The sequence below is a fragment of the Streptomyces sp. CA-179760 genome (assembly GCF_050937045.1).
In the GTDB taxonomy this organism is placed as follows: domain Bacteria; phylum Actinomycetota; class Actinomycetes; order Streptomycetales; family Streptomycetaceae; genus Streptomyces.
Genome location: NZ_JBNJLZ010000001.1, coordinates 2,795,187 through 2,815,617 on the forward strand (window position 1 = coordinate 2,795,187; position 20,431 = coordinate 2,815,617).

Sequence of the window (20,431 nt, forward strand, 5' to 3'; positions counted from 1 at the left end):
TGACTTAGGTTAGCCTAACCATAGAAAGTATCGCCCATGGAATCCTTCTCGACCCTCATTCGGACCGCTTCCCGAGAGCAGCACGAGGAGGTCAGGGGCTCGACCTTCATGAGCGACCTGCTGGGCCACAAACTGGGCGTCGACGCGTTCGCGCGCTACACGGAGCAGCTGTGGTTCGTGTACGGGGCACTGGAGTCGGCGGCCGCGCGGCTCGCGGCGGACCCGGTGGCCGGCCCGTTCGTCCGCCCGGAGTTGTTCCGGATGGCCTCGCTGGAGCGGGACCTGGAGTATCTGCGCGGCCCCGGCTGGCGATCGGGCAGCAGCGCGCTGCCCGCCACCCTGGAGTACGCGGAGCGGATCACCGAGTGCGCCCGCGCCTGGCCGGCCGGCTATGTCGCCCACCACTACACCCGCTACCTCGGCGACCTCTCCGGCGGGCAGATCATCCGCGACACGGCCGAGAAGGCGTGGGGTTTCCCGAAGAAGGGCGACGGGGTCCGCTTCTACGTCTTCGAGCAGATCTCCAACCCTGCCGCCTTCAAGCGGAGCTACAGCGCGCTGCTGGACGCGGTGCCCGGCGACGAGCTGGAGCGGCAGCGGGTCGTGGCCGAGTGCAAGCGGGCGTACGCGCTGAACAACGCGGTGTTCCAGGCGCTGGGCGAGGAGTTCCCGCTGTCGGCGTAGGCGGGTGCGGGCGTGGGGCCGTACCGGCCTGGCGCCGTATCGGCGTGAGTCCGTGAGGCCTCCGCCTGGTTCAGCGTTCGAGGTGGACCCGGCCGCCGACCTCGGTCCAGCCGCCCGGCTGGGGCGCGGTCAGCAGCTGGGAACCGGCACCCTGGGTGATGTTGAGGGCCCGGCCCAGCCGGTCGGTGAGCAGCAGGGCGGCCGCCCCGGTGGCCTCGTCCTCGTCGATGCCGTCGTCGCGGCCGGGGAAGGCCCGGGCCCGGACCCGGCCGGCGGGCTCGTCCTCCCAGGCCCAGGCGTAGACCCACTCCCCCGGCGGCGGTACGGCCAGATCGTCGACCTCGGCGGCGCTGCCGTACTGCCGCAGGGTGCGCGGCGGCACCCACTCCGCCCGCGCCTCGATCCAGCAGAACTCCCCGTCCTGCCGGGCACCGACCACCCCGGCGGGGACTACCAGTTCGGGCACGTCGAGCAGCCACGCCGTCCCGACGCAGGGATGTCCGGCGAAGGGCAGGCGCAGGGTCGGCGTGTAGATGTCGATCACGCCGCGCTCGGGATCGTCGACGAACACGGTCTCGCTGAACCCGAGTTTCGCGGCGAACTCCTGCCGGTCGCTCTCGCCTGGCATCACCGAACCCTCGCGAACGACCCCGAGTTCATTGCCGTATCCACCGCGCGGCCCGCAGAAGACACGGAGTACGTCGTAGTCAGTCACACGGGCATTCTGCCTTGAACCTTTCACCAGCCATGACGACCGACAGAGAGCGAAGGAAGGCCGGATGACCGTCCTGGAGAGGCGCGGCACGAGCGCGCCGCCCGAGGCCCCGCCCCGAAGACGCCGTACGGCGGCCTGGCTGCTGACCGCCGGGCTGCTCGCCGCCCTTCTCGTCGTGGTCCCGGTCGCCGCCGGTACCGGCGCCTATCCCGTCCCGGTCGGTGACGTCCTGGCCTCCGTGCAGCACCGGCTGGGGCTGGGCGGCGGGGACCTGGACCGGGTGGCCGAGTCGGTGCTGTGGAACGTACGGTTCCCGCGGATCGTGCTGGCCCTGCTGGTGGGTGCCTCGCTGGGCTGCGCGGGTGCGCTGATGCAGGGCGTGTTCGGCAACCCGCTCGCCGAGCCGGGTGTCATCGGCGTCTCCTCCGGCGCGGCGGTCGGCGCGGTCGGGGCGATCGCCCTGGGCGTGAACGTCCTCGGCACCTGGACGGTGTCCGTCTTCGCCTTCGTCTCCGGCCTGGTGACGGTGCTGCTCGTCTACGCGATGTCGCGTTCGGGCGGCCGCACGGAGGTGGTGACGCTGATCCTCACCGGCATCGCGGTGAACGCCTTCGCGGGGGCGCTGATCGGGCTGTTCCTCTTCTTCGCGGACACGGCGGCGGTCAATCAGATCACCTTCTGGCAGCTCGGCTCGCTCTCCCAGGCGACCTGGCCGAAGGTACTGGCGGTCCTGCCGTGCGCCGTCCTCGGCCTGGCGGTCGCGCCCCTGTACTCCCGCCGCCTGGACCTCCTGGCCCTCGGTGAGCGGCCCGCACGGCATCTGGGCGTGGAGGTGGAGCGGCTGCGGATCGTGCTGGTCCTCGTCATCGCGCTGCTGACGGCGGCGGCGGTGAGCGTCTCCGGGATCATCGGCTTCGTGGGTCTGGTGGTCCCTCACCTGCTGCGCATGCTCGCGGGCCCCGGGCACCGGTTCCTGATCCCGGGCAGCGCGCTGCTCGGCGCGCTCGTCCTGCTGGCGGCGGATCTGACGGCCCGTACGGTCGCCGCGCCCGCCGAACTCCCCCTCGGGGTGCTGACGGCTCTGCTCGGCAGCCCGTTCTTCTTCTGGCTGCTGCGCCGCACCCGGCGCCGACAAGGAGGCTGGGCGTGATCCGCCTGCGTACCCGACGCCCCACTCCCCCTGCCCGGCCCGCGCCCGGCGACGTCCTGGCCGAGACCCGGGGTCTGTGTGTCCGGCTCGGGGCCCGCGAGGTGCTGAGGGGGGTCGACCTCACGGTGCGCGCCGGTGAGGTCCTCGCCCTGGTCGGCCCCAACGGAGCGGGAAAGTCGACCCTGTTGAGCGCCCTGGCCGCCGATGCCCCGGCCGCCGAGGGGGAGGTACGCGTCCACGGCCGCCCGGCGGCGGACTGGCCCGCGCCCGATCTCGCCCTGCGCCGGGCGGTCCTGCCGCAGTCCGCGGCGCTCTCCTTCCCCTTCACGGTCGAGGAGGTCGTCCGCATGGGCCGCGCCCCGCACGCCGCGTCCACCGCCACGTCCCCGGCCGACGATGACCGGGCCGTCGCCGAGGCCATGGCCGCCACCGAGGTGGCCGGCTTCGCCTCGCGCCCGTTCTCCGCGCTCAGCGGCGGCGAGCGGGCCCGGGTGGCGCTGGCCCGGGTGCTCGCCCAGCGCGCCCCGCTCCTGCTGCTCGACGAGCCGACCGCGGCGCTCGATCTGCGGCATCAGGAACTGGTGCTGCGGCTGTGCCGGTCAAGGGCGCACGCCGGTGACGCTGTGGTCGTGGTGGTGCACGACCTGGGTCTCGCCGCGGCCTACGCGCACCGGGTCGCGCTGCTGTGCGCCGGTCGCGTCGCGGCGGACGGCCCGCCCTCCGAGGTCTTAACCGAGGAACTCCTGAGTGAGGTCTACGACCAGCCCGTCGAGGTGTTCCCGCACCCCCGGGCAGGAGCACTCCTGGTGGTCCCCCGACGGGAGCCTTGACCCCTCCTTGACTCATTCTTGAGGGCGATTTTGAGCCACTTAGGTCATCCTTATGTGGCCCTTAGGTGAGCCTCACCTTCCCTTCCCTGGAGCCCTCATGCGACCCGCCCAGCCCGCTTCCCTCGCGATCGCCGTCGCGGCGGCCCTGACCGTCGTCACCGGCTGCACCGAGAAGAGCAACGCCAAGGACGGCGACCACGTCGTCCACGTCACGGCGACGGACGACAAGTGCGAGGTGTCGAAGAAGGAGTTCCCGGCCGGGCACGTCGAGCTGGCCGTCGAGAACAAGGGTTCCAAGGTCACCGAGGTCTACGTCCTCTTCCCCGACGACCGCGTGGTCACCGAGCGGGAGAACATAGGCCCCGGCACCAAGCAGCGCGTCACCGCCGAGGTGAAGGCCGGCGATTACCAGATCGCCTGCAAGCCCGGTATGAAGGGCAGCGGCATCCGCCAGGCCGTCAAGGTCACCGGCGGCAAGGCCGTGCGGCGCGATCCGCGCCTGGACAAGGCGGTCGCGTCCTACCGCGCCTACGTCCAGGCCCAGGCCGACGAGACGCTGCCCAAGGCCGAGGCGTTCGCCGAGGCCGTCAAGGACGGCGACCTCGAAGCCGCGAAGAAGGCGTACGCCCCCTCCCGCATCGGCTGGGAGCGCACCGAGCCGGTCGCCGAGTCCTTCGGCGACATCGACCCGAAGGTCGACGTCCGCGAGGACGGCCTGGAGGACGGCCAGGATCCGGCCACCGACTGGACCGGCTGGCACCGCCTGGAGAAGGCCCTCTGGCAGGACAAGAAGATCGGCGACCGCGAGAAGGAACTCGCCGGCACGCTCATCACCGATCTGAAGGACTGGCAGAAGCGGGTCGGCAAGGCCGAGATCACCCCCACCTCCATGGCCAACGGCGCCAAGGAACTCCTCGACGAGGTCGCCACCGGCAAGGTCACCGGCGAGGAGGAGCGCTACTCGCACACCGACCTGGTCGACTTCAAGGCCAACGTCGAGGGCGCGCAGAAGTCGTACGAGCTGCTGAAGCCGGTCGCGAAGGAGAACGACGCGGCCCTCGTCACCGAACTCGACAAGCAGTTCGCGGCGCTGGACAAGCTGCTCGACAAGTACCGCCCGAACACCACGTCGTACGAATTCACCTCGTACGACAAGGTCGGCAAGGCGGACCGCAAGGAGCTCTCGGACGCGGTGAACGCCCTCGCGGAGCCGCTGTCGAAGCTCGCCGCAGCGGTCGCGAAGTAGCGGGACACCACGATGACGGACACCAGCACACCGTCCCCTTCCCGCCGTTCGCTGCTCGGCTGGGGCGGTGCGGGCCTCGCGCTCGGCGCCGCCGCGGCCGGCGGAGCGGTCGCGATGGCACGCGGCGACGACGCGGCCCCGGCCGGCGCCGGGGCCGCGGTTCCCTTCCACGGCACGCACCAGGCGGGCATCGCCACCCCGGTCCAGGACCGGCTGCACTTCGCCGCGTTCGACGTGACGACCGACGACCGCGCACAGTTCGTCCAGCTGCTGAAGGACTGGACGGAGGCCGCCCGGCTGATGACGGCCGGGCACCCGGTGGGCGAGGGCGCCTACGGCGGCCTGCCCGAGGCGCCTCCGGACGACACGGGCGAGGCCCTGGGCCTCAAGCCCTCCCGCCTGACACTCACGATCGGCTTCGGCCCGAACCTGTTCGAGAAGTTCGACCTCACGGACCACCGCCCCGAAGCCCTGGTCGACCTGCCGAAGTTCGCGGGCGACAACCTCGACGCCACCCGCAGCGGCGGCGACCTGTGCGTCCAGGCCTGCGCGGACGACCCACAGGTCGCCGTGCACGCCATCCGCAACCTGGCCCGCATCGGAATGGGCACCGTGGTCATCCGCTGGTCGCAGCTCGGCTTCGGCAAGACGTCGTCGACGACGCCCGAGGCGCAGACCCCGCGCAACCTGATGGGTTTCAAGGACGGCACGCGCAACATCGCGGGCACGGAGACGGACCGCCTGCGGAAGTTCGTCTGGGTGGACGGGAAGGACGGCGGCCCGTCCTGGATGACGGGCGGCTCCTACCTCGTCGCCCGCCGCATCCGTATGCACATCGAGCCGTGGGACCGCACCTCGCTCCAGGAGCAGGAGGACATCTTCGGCCGCGACAAGGGCGAGGGCGCCCCGGTCGGCAAGGCGAAGGAGCGCGACGAGCCGTTCCTGAAGGCGATGAAGCCCGACGCGCACGTCCGGCTCGCGCACCCCGACTCCAACCACGGGGCGACGATCCTGCGCCGCGGCTACTCCTTCACCGACGGCACGGACGGTCTGGGCCGCCTGGACGCGGGCCTGTTCTTCCTGGCCTACCAGCGGGACGTCCGCGAGGGCTTCATCCCGATCCAGCGCAGTCTGGCGACGGACGCGCTCAACGAGTACATCCAGCACGTGGGTTCGGCGCTCTTCGCGATCCCGCCGGGCGTCCGTGACAAGGACGACTGGTGGGGCCGGACGCTGTTCTCCAAGGAGGCCTGAGCCCGTGTTCTCCAACTACCTGATCGGTCTGCGCGAGGGCCTGGAGGCGAGCCTGGTCGTCTGCATCCTCATCGCCTACCTGGTCAAGACGGACCGCAGGGACGCCCTGAAGCCGATCTGGACCGGCATCGGCGTGGCGGTGGCCCTCGCGCTCGGCTTCGGCTGCGCGCTCGAATTCGGCTCCCAGGAGCTGACGTTCCAGGCCCAGGAGGCGCTCGGCGGCTCGCTGTCGATCGTCGCCGTCGGGCTGGTGACGTGGATGGTGTTCTGGATGCGCCGCACCGCCCGCCATCTCAAGGCGGAGCTGCACGGCAGGCTGGACGCGGCGCTGGCGATGGGCACGGGGGCGCTGGTCGCCACGGCGTTCCTGGCCGTGGGCCGGGAGGGCCTGGAGACGGCCCTGTTCGTCTGGGCCTCGGTCCACGCGGCGAGCGACGGCACGCCGCGACCGCTGGTGGGCGTGGCCTTGGGTCTGGCGACTGCGGTCGCTCTGGGCTGGCTGTTCTACCGGGGCGCGCTGCGCATCAACCTGGCGAGGTTCTTCACATGGACCGGCGGCATGCTCGTGGTCGTGGCCGCGGGTGTCCTGGCGTACGGCTTCCACGACCTCCAGGAGGCCGACTTCCTGCCCGGCCTCACCGACAAGGCCTTCGACATCTCCGGCACGATCCCTCCGGACAGCTGGTACGGCACCCTCCTCAAGGGCGTGGTCAACTTCCAGCCCGACCCGACGGTCCTCCAGGTGACGGTGTGGCTGCTGTACCTGATCCCGACCATGGTGCTGTTCCTGGCGCCGACGGGCTTCGGCCAACGCCGGACGACGACAGCACCGGCCCGGGACAGCTGAGGCGCACTCCACCCCACCCCGCCCCCACCGCCGGAGGCACCCGGTAGGGTTCGCCTCCGGAAAGGGGAAGGTGAAGGCACCCGATGATCAGGGATCGCGACCCTCGAACACTCCGCACGCTTGGCCGGAGGACCCTCATATCGGCCTCGGTGACCGCTTTGTCGTTGACGGCGAGCGGATGCGTCGTCGTGCACGGCGAACGGGAGATCCTCCCGTCGACCACCCGCGCCGAAGCCGCCAAGGCCCTCCAGGAGTTCACGACCGCGTACAACGACGCGGACAAGGCCTACGACGCCTCCCTGGACGCCGAGCACACCACCGGCGCCCTCGCCGACATCGACTCGGCTCGTCTGGAGGCCGGCCGGAAGAACAACCCGGGCGGCAACCCGAACCACTCGCCGCTGAAGCTGACGGACGCGAAGTTCACGATCCCGAAGAAGGCCGGCTGGCCCCGCTGGTTCGTCGTCGACGCCGCCGGCAACAAGGGCGGCACCGCCCGCTGGCTGCTCGTGTTCACCCGCAGCGGTCTCGACGACCCGTTCCAGGTCGCGTACCTGACCCTCGTCGCCCCCGGCAAGGTCCCGGAGTTCAAGAAGGACGCGGACGGCTGGGCCGAGTCGGTACCCGTGAAGACGCCCGGCCTGGCGGCGCAGCCCGGCGATCTGAGCCAGACCTACACGACGTATCTGAAGAACGGCGGGGCCGCCTTCGCGGACGGCGCGCACACCAGCCAGTGGCGCGCCCTGCGCGAGAAGAACACCAAGAGGCCGGGCCTGGTCACCCAGTACATCGACGAGCCGCTGACGAACGGCGACTACGGGCCGCTGGCGCTGCGCACGACGGACGGTGGCGCGCTGGTGTTCTTCACGACGCGGCACTACGAGAAGCAGACGGCCTACGCGGGCACGACGTTCCCGACCCCCAACAAGGACGTACTCGCCCTGACGAAGGGTGAGATCAAGCAGTCACTCACGCTGGAGTTCGTCTCCAACGAGGTGGCGCTGGATCCGAAGGGCCAGGGCAAGGTGACGATCCTGGGCCGGATCCAGGGCATGACCTCCGCGGAGGGCTCGTAGCCCAGGGCCTCGGCCCGCTCAGGCCCCAGGCCCGCTCAGGGCCTCAGCGCCGCGAGGGCCACGCCGACCCCGCGGAGTCGGCGTCGACGTACCGCCCGCAGACCTCGGTGAGCACCTCCAGCAGGCTCAGCGGGTCCGGCAGCTCGTGCTCAAGCCCGCGCACCCACCGCACCGCCTGGCCGTCACCGGGCAGCCGGGCGGGCGGCACGAGGACGTAGGAGCCACGGCAGTGCCAGCGCAGCCCGGGGTGCTCGTCCGCCGTCTCGGGGTGGCAGTCCAGCTCGCACGGCCACCACTCGTCCTCGTCCTCGGGCGTACCGCGGGTGAGGGTGAAGAAGAGCATGCGGCCGTCGTCGCTCTCGGCGACCGGACCGACCTCGACACCCGCCGCGAGCAGCCGCTCCAACGCGTCGCGACCGGCATCCAGGGGCACGTCGAGGACGTCGTGCACCATGCCGGTCGCGGTGATGAAGTTGGCCTCTGGCTGATGGCGGGCCCAGCGCTCGATCTGGGCGCGGTCGGTGGTGGACTGCGTCTGCCAGGCGAAGGACACGGGGTGCCGGGCCGGGGTGGGACAGCCGACGCGGTCGCAGGAGCAGCGGTAGCCGGCCGGGTGGGCGGCGGGCGCCAGGGGCAGTCCCGCGCCGGCGGCGGCGAGCAGCAGGGCCTCACGGCCGCCGTCACCGGCGGTCTCCTTCGGCCGGCGCCCGGCGCGCAGCCACTGGGTGAGTTTGCCCTGCAGGCCGGTCCGGCCGCCGAACTCCGCGCTCATCTATCCCCTCGCCTCGCCGTCGTGCGGAACAGCATGCCCTATGGTCCCATCTTCCCGCGCACCGGGGGCCAGTGCCCACATCCGGGGCAGGAGCGATGAGACGGGTACCGGTGGGGCGAGCGAGGCATATGCCGCACCAAGATCGGTGTCATTGCCCGCTTTGACCTGATATCGCGCCCTACCGTATCGCCATGGTCACAACGATCACGCTGACGGGCCTGGCCACCGCGGCTTCCGTGGCCGCGCTGACCCTCACGGGACACGGCACCGCTCCGATGCCGCTGGAGTGGGGCACCGGCCCGCTGACGGTGGCGGCACTCCCCCGGATCACGTACGTCGCCCACCGCGGCGGCGCCCACGAGGTCCCCGAGAACAGCATGGCGGGACTGATGGCCGCCTACCGGCGCGGTACGGCGCAGGTGCTGGACTTCGACACCCGGCTGCTGCGCGACGGCACGCCGGTGGTGTTCCACGACGAGACCCTGAACCGCACCACCTACCTGGGGGGCGCGGTGCGCGGCCTGGACGCCGGGGAGTGGCAGGGCGTACGGCTGCGCCCGAGGGATGTGCTGCCCGGGAGCTGGCGGTCGGAGCGGCCGCCGACGGTGGCGGAGGTCCTGGACCGTTTCGGCGGGCGGATCGTGCTGATGCTGGAGGCGAAGGATCCGCGGAGTCTGGACCGGCTGGCCGGCCTGATCCGGGCCCGTGGCCTGACCCGCTCGGTTTTCGTGAACTCCAACGACCCCGGGGTGGCCCGGCGCGCCCACCGCCTCGGCCTGCTCACCCAGCTGTGGCGCTCGGCGCGGCAGCTGCGCACGGACCGCCCGGAGCGCTGGCGGTCGTACGTCGACCTGCTGGACGTGGACCACCGGGCGCGCGACGCGGACCTGGCGCGGGCGGTGAACTCGGGGATCGCGCGGGTGTGGGCGCACACGGTGGTGACGGACGCGCAGCGCGACCGGGTGCTGGAGCTGGGGTGCACCGGGGTGATCACGGACGCGCCGGGACGGCTGACGCGCATCGCCGAGCTGGAGGCCTGGCAGGCCCGGGAGGCCAGGGAGGTCGCCCAGCGGGACGCCCGGAGGGCCCTTCAGCGGGGCGCGAGGCCGTGAAGGGCGTAGTCGACGAGGGTGTCGGTGTACTCGTAGGAGATCGGGCCGGTGTACTGCAGCCAGCGCTGGGCGAGAGGGGAGACCCAGAGTTCGAGGGCGATGCGGGGGTCGACGTCCGGGCGGACCTGGCCGGCCTCCTGTGCGGAGCGCACCCGGTCGGCGTACATCTGGAGCGAGGGTTCGAGGAGCTTGGCCACGGCGATGCGGCCCAGCTGCTCGTCGACCACGCCCTCGGCGGCCAGGGCGCGGGACGGGCCCTCGAAGCGGGGGTCCCGGAGCTGGTCGACGGTGAGGCGAAGGACGGCCTTGAGGTCGGCGGCCAGGTCGCCGGTGTCCGGGATGGCGAACTCGTACTCCGGACCCGCGTCCCGGGAGGCCTGTTCGCTCAGGTCGAGGAAGGCCTCCAGCAGGACGTCGGCCTTGGAGGACCACCAGCGGTAGATCGTCTGCTTGCCGACACCGGCCCGGGCGGCGATGCCCTCGATGGTGGTCTTGGGGTAGCCGACCTCCGCGACCAGGGTGAGGGCGGCGTCGTAGATGGCGCGACGGGACTTCTCGCTGCGCCGGGTGGAGTCGGGGGCGGGCTGCGCGGTCTTCTTCAGGGTCATGGCTCGAATTTATCAGGTTGACAAGACGGTGCGTCTCGCCTGATAGTGGTGAAGTCAATTAGCGAGACGATACGTCTCGTCGTATTCATCGCACTCAGGAGAGGAGCCTCGACATGACCCGAGGCGGAACCGGAAACATGCTGGGCGTCGGCGGATCCCGCAGGAACCTCGGCCGCGAGGCGCTGCGCGGCGGCGACCGGGGCGGCCGGATCGGCGGCGGTCTCGATCCGCAGGCCCAGAAGCGCGAGCTGCTGCGCAAGCTCCAGGAGAAGCGACAGCAACAGCGCGAAGGACAGGAGGGCGGTACGACCGGCCGGTCGTCGTGAACCTCCCCCGCCCGGGGGGAGCCCCCTCGCGTGCGGGATCCTCCCGGGACGTCCGGCGGAGGCACTGAAGCGGTCGGGCCCACCGCGACCGGACCGCCACCGACGGACCCCCGGGAGGAAACACGATGCGCGCACGGCAATCACAGCGTCGACATCGCGAGCCAGTCCCCCGCCGACCGGGCGTCGGCGGAGGAGGCGTTGTTCCGCTAAGTCGGTCAGGAGTACTTCACGCAGACGTTGGGCACGTAGCCCACGGTGCCGCGGTAGTTGACCTTGCGCCAGTAGTGGTAGCTCTTGATCCCGCAGGCGTTCTTGTACGAGCCGCCGTCGACGCCCTTGATGTCACAGCCCTTGGTGCCCTTGTACCAGAGGCGCAGGATGGTCGACTTGGTGCTGGCCGACTTGCGCACGTTGACGTTCGACAGCGCCGTGAGGCTCTTGCACTTCGCGGTGGCCGCGACGGTCGTCATGTCGTCGCTCTGTACGGTCGCCGTGCCGGAGGCACTCGGCACGAGCCCGGCCAGGGCCAGGGTCGCGACCGCCACCGGGGCGATCAGAAGCTTCTTCAAAGGTTCCTCCCGTTTTTGGTACGTCATGCTCACGCCCAGAGGCGCGAGTTGATCTTAGGCGTACCCGGCAGGAGGCCGGTGATCAGGGGGCGGGCGGCCAGGCGTCGCCCCAGTCCGCGTCGCGTGCGGCCTTGTACAGGTCGCCGTGGCGCTTGGTGACGGTGGTGCGGTTCAGGGACGGTTCGGTCTCGCAGAGGTCGAGGAGTACCTGGCCCTTGCGGATCTGGGGCTTGCGTACGACGCGTGCGGGGGCCGGTTCCACGGGGAAGCGTGCGGCGGCGACGTAGCTGAACTTCTCGTCCTCGTACGGGAGGGAGCCGCCCTTGACCTGGCGGTGCAGGGAGGAACGGCTGACCCGGGCGGAGAAGTGGCACCAGTCCGTACCCGGGACGATGGGGCAGGCCGCGCTGTGCGGACAGGGGGCGGCGATGTGGAAGCCGGCGGCGATCAGCCGTTCCCGCGCCTCGATGACACGGGCGTAGCCGTCGGGGGTGCCGGGTTCGACGATCACGACGGCCTGTGCGGCGGCCGCGGCGGCGTCGACGAGGGCGGTGCGGTCGGGGGCGGTCAGCTCGTTGAGGACGTAGGAGACGGTGACGAGATCGGTGCTCTCGAGGGTGAGCGCCGCTCCGATCCGGGAGCGCTGCCACCGTACGTCCTTGAGGGCGGGATCGGCCGCGGCGATCTCCTGTCCCAGGGCCAGGGCGGGCTCGGCCCAGTCGAGCACGGTGACGGGCCGCTCCCCGTCCCAGGTCGCTGTCACGGCCCAGGCCGCGGCGCCCGTACCGCCGCCGACGTCCAGATGCCCGCCGGGCGCCCACTCGGGCACGGCATCCGCGAACGCCTCCAGCGCCGACCGCACCGCCTCGAAGGTCGCGGGCATCCGGTAGGCCGCGTAGGCGGCCACATCGGCCCGGTCCCGGAGGATCGGAGCATCGGTGGGAGTCGCCCCGCGATAACTGGCGATCAGCCGCTCAACCGCCCGCGAGGCCTGCCGGGGCGGCAGCCCGTCGAGCAGGCCGGCGAGAGCGGCACGGAGGGTTTCGGCGGCCGGGGGTGCGGGGGCGTTCACCCGGCGATTCTACGAGGGGCGAGTGGGTGGGAGAGAGCGGCGCTCACGCGGCCGGGGGAGGCTCGGGCGTGGAGAGCCGGCGCAGCCGGGCGGGCACCGCTCGGGCGCTCGGCCCGGCTGGTCCGCAGCTCGTCTCCGAGAGCGGCAGTCGCCCCCGAGCGCACTGCCCTCGGGGAGAGCGGCGCCCTCATATCCCCCGTACCGCCCGGGCCACCCGTGCCGCCGCCGCTGCCCTCGGGGCGCTGTCCGGGCGGCGGCGGATCGGATGGACCGCGTTCGTCAGGAGGATCAGGAACGTGTCCGTCGCCGGGTCGAGGACGAGGGACGTGCCGGTGAAGCCCGTGTGGCCGGCCGCGCCCCGGCCGGCGAGGTCGCCCATGAACCAGGGCTGGTCCAAGGAGAAGCCGAGGCCGGGTGGGGTGAAGAGGAGGTCGACGAAGTCGGGGCCGAGGATGCGGGCGGGGCCGTAGGAGCCGCCGGCGAGGAGGGTGCGGCAGAACACCGCGAGGTCCCGGCCCGTGGAGAACAGGCCCGCGTGGCCGGCCACACCGCCGAGCGCCCACGCGTTCTCGTCGTGCACCACGCCCCGCAGCATCCCCCGGTCCGCCTTGGCCCACGGACGCCGCTCGTCCTCCGTGGCCGCCGCCCCCGGGCACGGCCCGAACTCCGTCGCCGTCATGCCCAGCGGCCGGGTGATGCCGTCGCGGACGAGGACGTCGAGGGCGCGGCCGGTGACGCGTTCCAGGACGTACTGGAGGAGGAGCATGTTCAGGTCGGAGTAGCAGTACGTGCCGGGCACGCCGACCGGCGGCTCCGCCTGGAGCATCGCCCGCCGGTGCGCGGCGTCGGCACAGTCGTACAGCGGGAGTTCGGGCCGCAGCCCGGAGGTGTGGGTGAGCAGCTGCCGCACGGTGATGCCGTGCCGGGCGGCGGCCGTGAAGTCGGGCAGGTACGCCCCCACCCTCGCGTCGATGCCCAGCGTGCCGCGCTCGAGCTGCTGCACGGCGGCCACGGACGTGAACAGTTTCGTCAGGGACGCCAGGTCGAAGGGTGTGCCGACGGTCATCGGGACCCGGTCCTCGGCGGGCAGCTCCACACCGGCGTCGGCGTCCTCGTCGTACGCCGAGTAGCGGACGGCCCAGCCCGCCGCCTCCTCCACCGCGATCACCGGGCCCCGCCCGACGACCAGGACCGCCCCGGGTGCCCAGGGGCGCCGCCCGGTGGTGAGGACGTGGACCTCCCGGACGAGATGGCGCAGTTCCGCGGGGTCGAGTCCGGCCCGTTCCGGCGTGCCGTCGCGCAGTCTCGGTGCGCTCAGCTGTCTTCTCCCTCCACGCTCACGCGCGTGCTCTGCGTCGTCGAGTCCTTCGAGGCCTTCGAGTCCTTGGAGGCCTTCCAAGGTCGGCACATTCCCACGAAGCAGGCCACCGCCACCAGTGCGGCGGCCAGTTGGACGACGGCCATCGGGACGGCGGTGTCCTCGCCGGCGACGCCGACGAGCGGGGAGGCGATGGCGCCGATGAGGAACGACGTCGTGCCGAGCAGGGCGGACGCGGAGCCGGCGTTGTGCTTGGTGCGCATCAGCGCGAGGGCCTGGGTGTTGGGCAGGGTGATGCCCATCGCGGACATCAGCACGAAGAGCGCCGCGGCGACGGGCGCGAGGCCGACCTCGCCGAACACGCCCGTGGACATCAGCAGCAGCGCGGTCGCGGCGGTGATGACGATCGCGAGGCCGATGCCCAGCACCCGGTCCAGGCTGACCCGGCCGACGAGGATCTTGCCGTTGATCTGGCCGACGAGGACCAGCCCGACGGAGTTGACGCCGAACAGCAGGCTGAACGTCTGCGGGGAGGCGCCGTAGATCTCCTGGATGACGAAGGGGGAGGCCGAGATGTAGGCGAAGAGCGAGGCGAAGGCGAAGCCGCCGGTGAGGGTGTAGCCGGCGAAGGACCGGTCGGCGAGCAGGCCGCGCATCGCGCGCAGGGCCTCCCCGACGCCGCCGCTGTGGCGCTCGGCGGGCGGCAGGGTCTCGGGCAGCTTCGTCCAGACGAGGACGCCGATCGCGACGCCGATGACGGTGAGGACGACGAACACGCCCCGCCAGTCCGTGACGCGCAGCACCTGTCCGCCGATCAGCGGCGCCACGATCGGGGCGACCCCGGAGATCAGCATGAGGGTGGAGAAGAAGCGGGCCATGGCCATGCCGTCGTAGAGGTCGCGGACGACGGCCCGGGCGATGACGATCGCGGCGGCGCCCGCGAGGCCCTGGGCCAGTCGGAAGGCGACCAGGAGCTCGACGGTGGGGGCGAGGGCGCACAGGACGGTGGCGACGACGAAGACGGCGAGCCCGGCGAGCAGCGGCCGGCGGCGCCCCCAGCGGTCGCTCATCGGCCCGACGACGAGCTGGCCGAGGGCCATGCCGGCCAGGCAGGCGGTGAGCGTGAGCTGGACCGTCGCGGCGGGCGCGTGCAGGGACCGGGTGACCTCCGGCAGCGACGGGAGGTACATGTCCATCGCCAGCGGCGGTACGGCCGTCAGGCTGCCGAGAAGGAAGGTGACGAGGAGCCCGGTGCGGCGGTGCGCTGTGAGGTCGGGGTGCTCCGTGCCTGCTGCGGCCCCCTGCGCGGTGTTCGATATGGACGCCCCACCCTCGGGCATGAGTCCCTCCCTGTTCGATTCGATCGCCCCCTATGCTCTCAGCTCGTACGGACTGCTCGGGGTCACAAGGCGAAGGCGGCGCGGTATGACGGCGGACACGGTGCGGTGGGGCGTCCTGGCGACCGGTGGGATCGCGGCCGCGTTCACGGCGGATCTGTTCGACCTGCCGGACGCGGAGGTCGTGGCGGTGGCGTCGCGGTCACAGGAGTCGGCGAAGGCGTTCGCGGAGCGGTTCGGGATACCCCGGGCGTACGGCGACTGGAACCAGCTCGCGCGGGACGAGGACATCGATGTCGTCTACGTGGCCACTCCGCACACGGCGCACCGGACCGCCGCCGGTCTGTGTCTGGCGGCCGGGCGGAACGTGCTGTGCGAGAAGCCGTTCACGCTGAACGCCGGCGAGGCGGCGGAACTCGTCGCGCTGGCGCGGGAGCACGGGCGCTTCCTGATGGAGGCGATGTGGATGTACTGCAATCCGCTGGTGCGGCGGCTGAAGGCGCTGGTGGACGACGGGGCGATCGGCGAAGTGCGCACGGTGCAGGCCGATTTCGGGCTGGCCGGTCCTTTTCCGCCTTCGCACCGGCTGCGGAACCCGGAGCTGGGCGGGGGCGCGCTGCTCGATCTGGGCGTGTATCCGGTGTCGTTCGCGCAGCTGCTGCTCGGGGAGCCGTCGGACATCGCGGCGCGAGCGGTGCTCTCGGAGGAGGGCGTCGATCTCCAGACGGGTGCACTGCTCTCCTGGGAGAGTGGCGCTCTCGGTTCGGTGCACTGCTCCATCGTCGGCGGTACGGCGACCTCCGCCTCGGTCACCGGCTCGCGGGGCCGGATCGACATCCCGGGCGGGTTCTTCTTCCCGGACCGTTTCGTCCTGCACCGGGACGGCCGGGACGCCGAGGAGTTCACGGCCGATCCGGCGGACGGGCCGCGCAACAGCCTGCGCCACGAGGCCGCCGAGGTGATGCGCGCCGTGCGCGCCGGGGAGACCGAGTCGCCGCTCGTCCCGCTCGACGGCACGCTCGCCGTGATGCGGACGCTCGACGCGATCCGGGACCGCGTCGGCGTCCGCTACCCAGGCGAGACGGGCGAGTACCCCGGTGAGACGGGCGAGCCGCACCTCACGCCGGCTTGAGCCCCTGCTCCCCCACCTCCGTGACGAAGGACGCGGCCGTCGTGACCGGCGCCCCCTGCCGGGTCACGTACGGCACGGTCTTGAAGTCGGCCCGTGCCGACTCCTGCCCGAGGGCGACCGTGACGTAACCGCGCCGTCCGTTGAAGAACTTCAGGTGCGGGTTGGCGCCCATGTAGGTGTCCCAGGTCGCGGGCTTGTCGGCGCCGTCCCGGCCGCTGGAGATCGAGGTGGCCACGATCTCCGTGCCGAGCGTGGCCGAGGACTGGTCGCCGAAGTCGTCCTTGATGTCGAAGGCGTACGCCGAGTGGACGTCGCCGCTGAGCACCATCAGGTTCTCCACGCCGGCGGCCTTCGCCCCGTCGAGGACACGCCGGCGTGAGGCGCTGTAGCCGTCCCAGGCGTCCATCGACACCCGGGACGGGGTGGTCGCGTCCATGTGCCGCCGGGCGAACATGACCTGCTGCGGTACGACGTTCCACAGCGCCCGCGAGGAGCGCCAGCCGTCGAGCAGCCAGCGTTCCTGCGCCGCGCCGGTCATGGTGCGCGCCGGGTCGTCGGACTCGGGTCCCGGGACGTGCGCCTGGTCGCCGTAGGCCTGGTCGGAGCGGTACTGGCGGGTGTCCAGGACGTCGAACTGGGCGAGCCTGCCCCAGGTCAGGCGGCGGTAGAGCCGCATGTCCGGTCCTGCCGGGCGCTGCGGGCGCCGCAGCGGCTGGTTCTCCCAGTAGGCGCGGTAGGCGGCGGCACGGCGCAGCAGGAACTCCTCCGGCGGGACGTCGTTCTCGGGGATCTCGTCGGCGTAGTTGTTCTCGGTCTCGTGGTCGTCCCAGGTGACGACGAAGGGGTGCGCGGCGTGTGCGGCGCTCAGGTCGGGATCGGACTTGTAGAGGGCGTACCGCAGGCGGTAGTCGTCCAGGGTCAGCGTCTCGCGGTCGAACAGGCCGGGCAGGACGCGGTCGGTGTACTTGCGCTGCCCGCCGGCGGAGTCGACGGCGTACTCGTAGAGGTAGTCGCCGAGGTGGAGGACGAGGTCGACGTCGTCGGCGGCGAGATGGGCGTACGGCGTGTAGTAGCCGTCGTGGTAGGCCTGGCAGGAGACGGCGGCGAGGGTGAGTCCCAAGACGCGGCTGCCGGGGTCCGGGGCGGTTCGGGTGCGGCCGGCCGGGCTGACCCAACGGCCGACGCGGAAGCGGTAGTAGTGGACGCGGCCGGCCTCCAGGCCGCTCACCTCGACGTGGACGGTGTGGTGGAACTCGGGGTGCGCGGTGACGGTGCCGCGCCGGGCGACGCGGCGGAACCGCTCGTCGTGGGCCAGCTCCCACTGGACGGTGACGCGCTCGGCGGGCAGTCCGCTGTCGGCCTGGAACGGGGCGGGTGCGAGGCGGGTCCACAGGATCACGGAGCCGGGCTGGGGGTCGCCGGAGCCGACGCCCAGCGTGAACGGGTTCCCGGTGATCCGCGCGGCGTCGAGTTCGGCGGCGGCCGCGACTCCGGCCGAGGGCAGATTGGTCGCGAAGGCCAGCGCGGCGGCGGCCCCGGTGGTGGTGAGGAAGCCGCGGCGGCCGATGTGCCGGGCTGCCGCGCGGAGTTCGGGGGCGTGCTGGGACGGGCGTGCTGCGGGTGTCATCCGGTCCTCCCCTGGCGAATGGCTGCACCGGGCATTGGAGTGGCCGGGGTCGACACCTGGTCGACGTGTACACCGCGCTCACGTGACGGACGGATGAGTTCCGCGTGGCCGGGCCTCCCGTACGCTGCGGGCCCATGAATGCCAAGGAAAATGCGGTCGCGGTGGTGACCGGGGCGGGTTCCGGCATCGGCCGGGCGGTCGCCGTGGAACTGCTCCGCGCGGGCTGGTCGGTGGCGCTGGCGGGCCGGCGCGTCGAGACGCTGGAGGAGACGGCGGCCCTGGCGCCCGGGGGCGCGGCTCCGGGAGCCGGGGGCGCGGCCCTCGCCGTACGGACGGACGTCTCACGCCCCGAGGACGTGTCCGCCCTCTTCACCGACACCGTCGGGCGCTTCGGGCGGGTCGACCTGCTGTTCAACAACGCGGGCACGTTCGGGCCCGGCGGCGTGCCGGTCGAGGAGCTGCCCTACGACGCGTGGCGGCATGTGGTGGACACCAACCTCAACGGGGCGTTCCTGTGCGCGCAGGCGGCGTACCGGCAGATGAAGGAGCAGGACCCGCGGGGCGGGCGGATCATCAACAACGGCTCGATCTCCGCGCACACGCCCCGGCCGCACTCGGTGGCCTACACGGCGACCAAGCACGCGCTGACCGGCCTGACCAAGGCGCTGTCGCTGGACGGGCGGCCGTACGGGATCGCGGTGGGGCAGATCGACATCGGCAACGCGGCGACCGACATGACGTCCCGTATGCAGACGGGAGCGCTGCAGGCGAACGGGGAGGTGGTGCCGGAGCCGGTGATGGACGTCGCCGATGTGGCCCGCACGGTGCGGCACATGGCGGAGCTGCCGCTGGAGGCGAACGTGCAGTTCGCGACCGTGCTCGCCACGGCGATGCCGTACATCGGGCGCGGCTGAACGCCGGTCCCGCAGTCGTCAACTCGTCAACCTGCACAACCGGAATTGCAACGTCCGCCCTATTGCGGCCGGTCGGGCGCTTATGCTCAACTCTCCTACACCAAAGCTTCACACTTGGAGCAGAGAGCTTCCGTCAGCCACATCCAGGGGGGAGGCGGCAGTCGTTCCACGGCACCGGGTGGGGGTGGACCTCGCGTGGGACCGCGGGGTACGCACCGGTACGTGGAACGACTGCCGCACAGCTCGACGGCGGCTACCGGCCGAGCAACCGGTCGATCTCGGCCAGTTGCCCGCCGGTCAGTGCTCCCTTCGCCATCGCACCCGCGTTCTCCTCCGCCTGCGCGACCGAGCGGAAGCCCGGGATGGGGAGGGTGGCGGGGCTGCGGGCCCACAGCCAGGCCAGGGCGCCCTGGGCGAGGGTCCGGCCCTCACTGGTGAGAAGGGAACGGACGGCCTCGACGCGGGCGAGCCACTCGGGGTCGGCGCCGGATCCGTCACCGAACCCCTGGAGCCAGACCGGCGGCCTGCTGCGGATGTCGCCGCTCTCCGGCGGCTGATGGGCCCGGCGCTTCCCGGTGAGCAGCCCCATGGCGAGCGGACTGCGGTTGATGCTGGCCAGCCCCGCCTCCTCGCACAGCCGGAGCATCTCCGGTGCGTCCTGAAGGACGTTGAGGGCGTGCTGCACGGCGGCGCAGTGCGGGCCCTCGGCGAACACGGCGGCGCGGGCCGGGTCGTCGGTGCTCCAGGCATAGGCGCGGATCAGCCCCTCGCGCACCAGGTCCTCGCAGGTGTCACGGAGCCGCGCGGCCTGCTCGGGGGCCGCGTCCCCGATGTGGAACTGGTACAGGTCCACATGGTCCGTGTCGAGGCGGCGCAGGGACGCGGTCAGCGCGCGGCGCAGATGGGCCGGGGAGTCGTCGCTGCCGTCGGCGGTCCGCGTCCGCTCGTCGAAGAGGTAACCCCACTTGGTGGCGACGACCACGTCGGCCCTGCGCTTGCCGAGGGCCCGGCCCAGCACGCGTTCGCTGTGCCCGGTGCCGTAGTTGTCGGACGTGTCGAAGAAGGTGACACCCAGGTCGAGGGCGCGCCGCACCGCGCGTACGGACTCCTCGTCGTCGACCTTTCCCCAGCCTAACGGCTGCCCGTCGGGCCCCTGCCACTCCCCGCCGATCGCCCAGCAGCCGAAGCCCAGGGCGCTCACCTCGATGCCGCTGCGTCCCAGTGTGCGTGTGGTGTCCATGCCCGGGGACGCTATGAGTTGGAGCGCGGACGAACACAAGACCTCGCGCAGGGTCTTTTCAGGCCTGCCCGGTCTCGAAGCGGGAGATCCTGCCGTCCTCGTCGACCGTGAAGCTCCACCGGGTGCGCATCTCGCCCCAGGTGTCGTTGTTGTAGTGGGCGACGAGGGAACGGCCGTCGTTGGACTCGCTGTCGACCCGCAGATGGCCGTGGGAGAGGAAGATCTCCCGGTCCACCCAGTCGGCGAGGTCGCGGTCGGAGCCGTCGTCCGCCATGGTCGCGCCCGGTGCGAGGAGCTCCATGAAGCTGTCGCGGTCGTGGTTGTTCACGGCGGTCACGAAGGCACGGACGGCCGGGTCACTGAGGCGCGTGGTCTGAATCGTCATGCCAGTCAGCCTCGTGCCGGTCGGCGGCCCCCGCCACCCGTGCCACCCGAACGGCGTCCCGGGCGGCTCCGCCGGGTGTCGCTGGGGGTCAGGGGTGCGACGGTGGAAACGGAGGAGTGCTCCGCTGTGCCGTCCGCTGTTCCTGCTTGTCCGTGTTCCTGCTTGTCCGTGTTCCTGCTTGTCCGTGTTCCTGCTTGTCCGTGTTCCTGCTGTCTGC

General features: G+C 71.9%; 20 protein-coding genes and 1 pseudogene. 11 read left to right on the forward strand and 10 right to left on the reverse strand.

All coding sequences use genetic code 11. The features are described 5' to 3' along the window. Positions 1–36: 36 nt before the first annotated feature. Positions 37–684, forward strand: a complete 648-nt coding sequence (locus ACQEV8_RS12515) for a heme oxygenase (biliverdin-producing) (RefSeq protein ID WP_432959716.1) — start codon at positions 37–39, stop codon at positions 682–684. A 70-nt stretch (positions 685–754) separates the two neighbouring features. On the opposite strand, the gene ACQEV8_RS12520 is transcribed toward ACQEV8_RS12515, so the two are convergent. After that, the gene (locus tag ACQEV8_RS12520; protein WP_432959717.1) at positions 755–1,399 is read right to left on the reverse strand and encodes a PhzF family phenazine biosynthesis protein; all 645 of its coding nucleotides are present in this window, start codon (positions 1,397–1,399) and stop codon (positions 755–757) included. Positions 1,400–1,463: 64 nt separating this feature from the next. Here ACQEV8_RS12520 and ACQEV8_RS12525 point away from each other — a divergent pair, with 64 nt between their 5' ends. The 6 genes and pseudogenes from ACQEV8_RS12525 to ACQEV8_RS12550 all read left to right on the forward strand — a co-directional run bounded on the left by ACQEV8_RS12525 (position 1,464) and on the right by ACQEV8_RS12550 (position 7,802). Further along, positions 1,464–2,549: a FecCD family ABC transporter permease gene (locus ACQEV8_RS12525; RefSeq protein WP_432959718.1), complete on the forward strand. Its 1,086-nt coding sequence runs from the start codon at positions 1,464–1,466 to the stop codon at positions 2,547–2,549. Next, positions 2,549–3,379 (forward strand): heme ABC transporter ATP-binding protein, encoded by an 831-nt coding sequence (locus tag ACQEV8_RS12530; RefSeq protein WP_432972642.1) that lies wholly within the window; start codon positions 2,549–2,551, stop codon positions 3,377–3,379. Before ACQEV8_RS12525 ends, ACQEV8_RS12530 begins: the two co-directional genes overlap by 1 nt. Positions 3,380–3,476: 97 nt before the next feature. After that, the gene (gene efeO, locus ACQEV8_RS12535; protein ID WP_432959719.1) at positions 3,477–4,625 is read left to right on the forward strand and encodes an iron uptake system protein EfeO; all 1,149 of its coding nucleotides are present in this window, start codon (positions 3,477–3,479) and stop codon (positions 4,623–4,625) included. A 12-nt stretch (positions 4,626–4,637) separates the two neighbouring features. Then, a complete protein-coding gene (gene efeB, locus ACQEV8_RS12540) occupies positions 4,638–5,879 on the forward strand; it encodes an iron uptake transporter deferrochelatase/peroxidase subunit (RefSeq protein WP_432959720.1) in 1,242 nt (413 codons plus the stop codon). Positions 5,880–5,883: 4 nt separating this feature from the next. Continuing rightward, positions 5,884–6,847 (forward strand): annotated as a pseudogene (gene efeU / locus ACQEV8_RS12545) (iron uptake transporter permease EfeU); the annotation flags it as partial. Next, positions 6,810–7,802, forward strand: coding sequence for a hypothetical protein (locus ACQEV8_RS12550; RefSeq protein WP_432959721.1), 993 nt, complete (start codon positions 6,810–6,812; stop codon positions 7,800–7,802). The pseudogene efeU and the gene ACQEV8_RS12550, both read left to right, overlap by 38 nt. Before the next feature lie 43 nt (positions 7,803–7,845). On the opposite strand, the gene ACQEV8_RS12555 is transcribed toward ACQEV8_RS12550, so the two are convergent. Continuing rightward, on the reverse strand, positions 7,846–8,574 hold the full coding sequence (locus ACQEV8_RS12555; RefSeq protein ID WP_432959722.1) for a bifunctional DNA primase/polymerase: 729 nt from the start codon (positions 8,572–8,574) through the stop codon (positions 7,846–7,848). Between the two features lie 191 nt (positions 8,575–8,765). Between ACQEV8_RS12555 and ACQEV8_RS12560 the strand changes: the two genes are divergently transcribed. Further along, on the forward strand, positions 8,766–9,686 hold the full coding sequence (locus ACQEV8_RS12560; protein ID WP_432959723.1) for a glycerophosphodiester phosphodiesterase: 921 nt from the start codon (positions 8,766–8,768) through the stop codon (positions 9,684–9,686). Here ACQEV8_RS12560 and ACQEV8_RS12565 read toward each other — a convergent pair. Next, positions 9,665–10,294 (reverse strand): TetR/AcrR family transcriptional regulator, encoded by a 630-nt coding sequence (locus ACQEV8_RS12565; protein WP_432959724.1) that lies wholly within the window; start codon positions 10,292–10,294, stop codon positions 9,665–9,667. The two genes, ACQEV8_RS12560 and ACQEV8_RS12565, sit on opposite strands and share 22 nt — an antisense overlap. A gap of 113 nt (positions 10,295–10,407) precedes the next feature. Between ACQEV8_RS12565 and ACQEV8_RS12570 the strand changes: the two genes are divergently transcribed. Further along, the gene (locus tag ACQEV8_RS12570) at positions 10,408–10,620 is read left to right on the forward strand and encodes a DUF6243 family protein (protein WP_432959725.1); all 213 of its coding nucleotides are present in this window, start codon (positions 10,408–10,410) and stop codon (positions 10,618–10,620) included. A 215-nt stretch (positions 10,621–10,835) separates the two neighbouring features. On the opposite strand, the gene ACQEV8_RS12575 is transcribed toward ACQEV8_RS12570, so the two are convergent. The 4 genes from ACQEV8_RS12575 to ACQEV8_RS12590 all read right to left on the reverse strand — a co-directional run bounded on the left by ACQEV8_RS12575 (position 10,836) and on the right by ACQEV8_RS12590 (position 14,919). Beyond that, complete coding sequence (locus ACQEV8_RS12575; RefSeq protein ID WP_432959726.1) at positions 10,836–11,189, reverse strand: hypothetical protein; 354 nt, start codon at positions 11,187–11,189, stop codon at positions 10,836–10,838. An 82-nt stretch (positions 11,190–11,271) separates the two neighbouring features. Further along, complete coding sequence (locus ACQEV8_RS12580) at positions 11,272–12,261, reverse strand: small ribosomal subunit Rsm22 family protein (protein WP_432959727.1); 990 nt, start codon at positions 12,259–12,261, stop codon at positions 11,272–11,274. Positions 12,262–12,448: 187 nt separating this feature from the next. Then, on the reverse strand, positions 12,449–13,564 hold the full coding sequence (locus ACQEV8_RS12585) for a serine hydrolase domain-containing protein (RefSeq protein ID WP_432972645.1): 1,116 nt from the start codon (positions 13,562–13,564) through the stop codon (positions 12,449–12,451). 11 nt (positions 13,565–13,575) lie between these two features. Beyond that, positions 13,576–14,919, reverse strand: coding sequence for a multidrug effflux MFS transporter (locus ACQEV8_RS12590; RefSeq protein WP_432959728.1), 1,344 nt, complete (start codon positions 14,917–14,919; stop codon positions 13,576–13,578). A gap of 85 nt (positions 14,920–15,004) precedes the next feature. Between ACQEV8_RS12590 and ACQEV8_RS12595 the strand changes: the two genes are divergently transcribed. Further along, the gene (locus ACQEV8_RS12595) at positions 15,005–16,048 is read left to right on the forward strand and encodes a Gfo/Idh/MocA family protein (protein ID WP_432959729.1); all 1,044 of its coding nucleotides are present in this window, start codon (positions 15,005–15,007) and stop codon (positions 16,046–16,048) included. Here the strand turns inward: ACQEV8_RS12595 and ACQEV8_RS12600 are convergent. Then, positions 16,035–17,675, reverse strand: a complete 1,641-nt coding sequence (locus ACQEV8_RS12600; RefSeq protein WP_432959730.1) for an alkaline phosphatase D family protein — start codon at positions 17,673–17,675, stop codon at positions 16,035–16,037. The genes ACQEV8_RS12595 and ACQEV8_RS12600 overlap by 14 nt on opposite strands. Positions 17,676–17,809: 134 nt before the next feature. Between ACQEV8_RS12600 and ACQEV8_RS12605 the strand changes: the two genes are divergently transcribed. After that, positions 17,810–18,589 (forward strand): SDR family oxidoreductase, encoded by a 780-nt coding sequence (locus ACQEV8_RS12605; protein ID WP_432959731.1) that lies wholly within the window; start codon positions 17,810–17,812, stop codon positions 18,587–18,589. A 253-nt stretch (positions 18,590–18,842) separates the two neighbouring features. On the opposite strand, the gene ACQEV8_RS12610 is transcribed toward ACQEV8_RS12605, so the two are convergent. Both ACQEV8_RS12610 and ACQEV8_RS12615 read right to left on the reverse strand, forming a co-directional pair. Further along, positions 18,843–19,829: an aldo/keto reductase gene (locus tag ACQEV8_RS12610; protein ID WP_432959732.1), complete on the reverse strand. Its 987-nt coding sequence runs from the start codon at positions 19,827–19,829 to the stop codon at positions 18,843–18,845. A gap of 58 nt (positions 19,830–19,887) precedes the next feature. Continuing rightward, the gene (locus tag ACQEV8_RS12615; RefSeq protein ID WP_432959733.1) at positions 19,888–20,214 is read right to left on the reverse strand and encodes a nuclear transport factor 2 family protein; all 327 of its coding nucleotides are present in this window, start codon (positions 20,212–20,214) and stop codon (positions 19,888–19,890) included. Between the last annotated feature and the right edge of the window lie 217 nt (positions 20,215–20,431).

Excerpts from the sequence above, each read along its gene's own strand:
- ACQEV8_RS12570 (WP_432959725.1), top strand. The coding sequence starts at position 10,408 with ATGACCCGAGGCGGAACCGGAAACATGCTGGGCGTCGGCGGATCCCGC.
- ACQEV8_RS12590 (WP_432959728.1), bottom strand. The coding sequence starts at position 14,919 with ATGCCCGAGGGTGGGGCGTCCATATCGAACACCGCGCAGGGGGCCGCA.
- efeB (WP_432959720.1), top strand. The coding sequence starts at position 4,638 with ATGACGGACACCAGCACACCGTCCCCTTCCCGCCGTTCGCTGCTCGGC.
- ACQEV8_RS12600 (WP_432959730.1), bottom strand. The coding sequence starts at position 17,675 with ATGACACCCGCAGCACGCCCGTCCCAGCACGCCCCCGAACTCCGCGCG.
- ACQEV8_RS12605 (WP_432959731.1), top strand. The coding sequence starts at position 17,810 with ATGAATGCCAAGGAAAATGCGGTCGCGGTGGTGACCGGGGCGGGTTCC.
- ACQEV8_RS12515 (WP_432959716.1), top strand. The coding sequence starts at position 37 with ATGGAATCCTTCTCGACCCTCATTCGGACCGCTTCCCGAGAGCAGCAC.
- ACQEV8_RS12595 (WP_432959729.1), top strand. The coding sequence starts at position 15,005 with ATGACGGCGGACACGGTGCGGTGGGGCGTCCTGGCGACCGGTGGGATC.
- ACQEV8_RS12560 (WP_432959723.1), top strand. The coding sequence starts at position 8,766 with ATGGTCACAACGATCACGCTGACGGGCCTGGCCACCGCGGCTTCCGTG.
- ACQEV8_RS12555 (WP_432959722.1), bottom strand. The coding sequence starts at position 8,574 with ATGAGCGCGGAGTTCGGCGGCCGGACCGGCCTGCAGGGCAAACTCACC.
- ACQEV8_RS12610 (WP_432959732.1), bottom strand. The coding sequence starts at position 19,829 with ATGGACACCACACGCACACTGGGACGCAGCGGCATCGAGGTGAGCGCC.
- ACQEV8_RS12565 (WP_432959724.1), bottom strand. The coding sequence starts at position 10,294 with ATGACCCTGAAGAAGACCGCGCAGCCCGCCCCCGACTCCACCCGGCGC.
- ACQEV8_RS12525 (WP_432959718.1), top strand. The coding sequence starts at position 1,464 with ATGACCGTCCTGGAGAGGCGCGGCACGAGCGCGCCGCCCGAGGCCCCG.
- ACQEV8_RS12615 (WP_432959733.1), bottom strand. The coding sequence starts at position 20,214 with ATGACGATTCAGACCACGCGCCTCAGTGACCCGGCCGTCCGTGCCTTC.
- ACQEV8_RS12550 (WP_432959721.1), top strand. The coding sequence starts at position 6,810 with ATGATCAGGGATCGCGACCCTCGAACACTCCGCACGCTTGGCCGGAGG.
- efeO (WP_432959719.1), top strand. The coding sequence starts at position 3,477 with ATGCGACCCGCCCAGCCCGCTTCCCTCGCGATCGCCGTCGCGGCGGCC.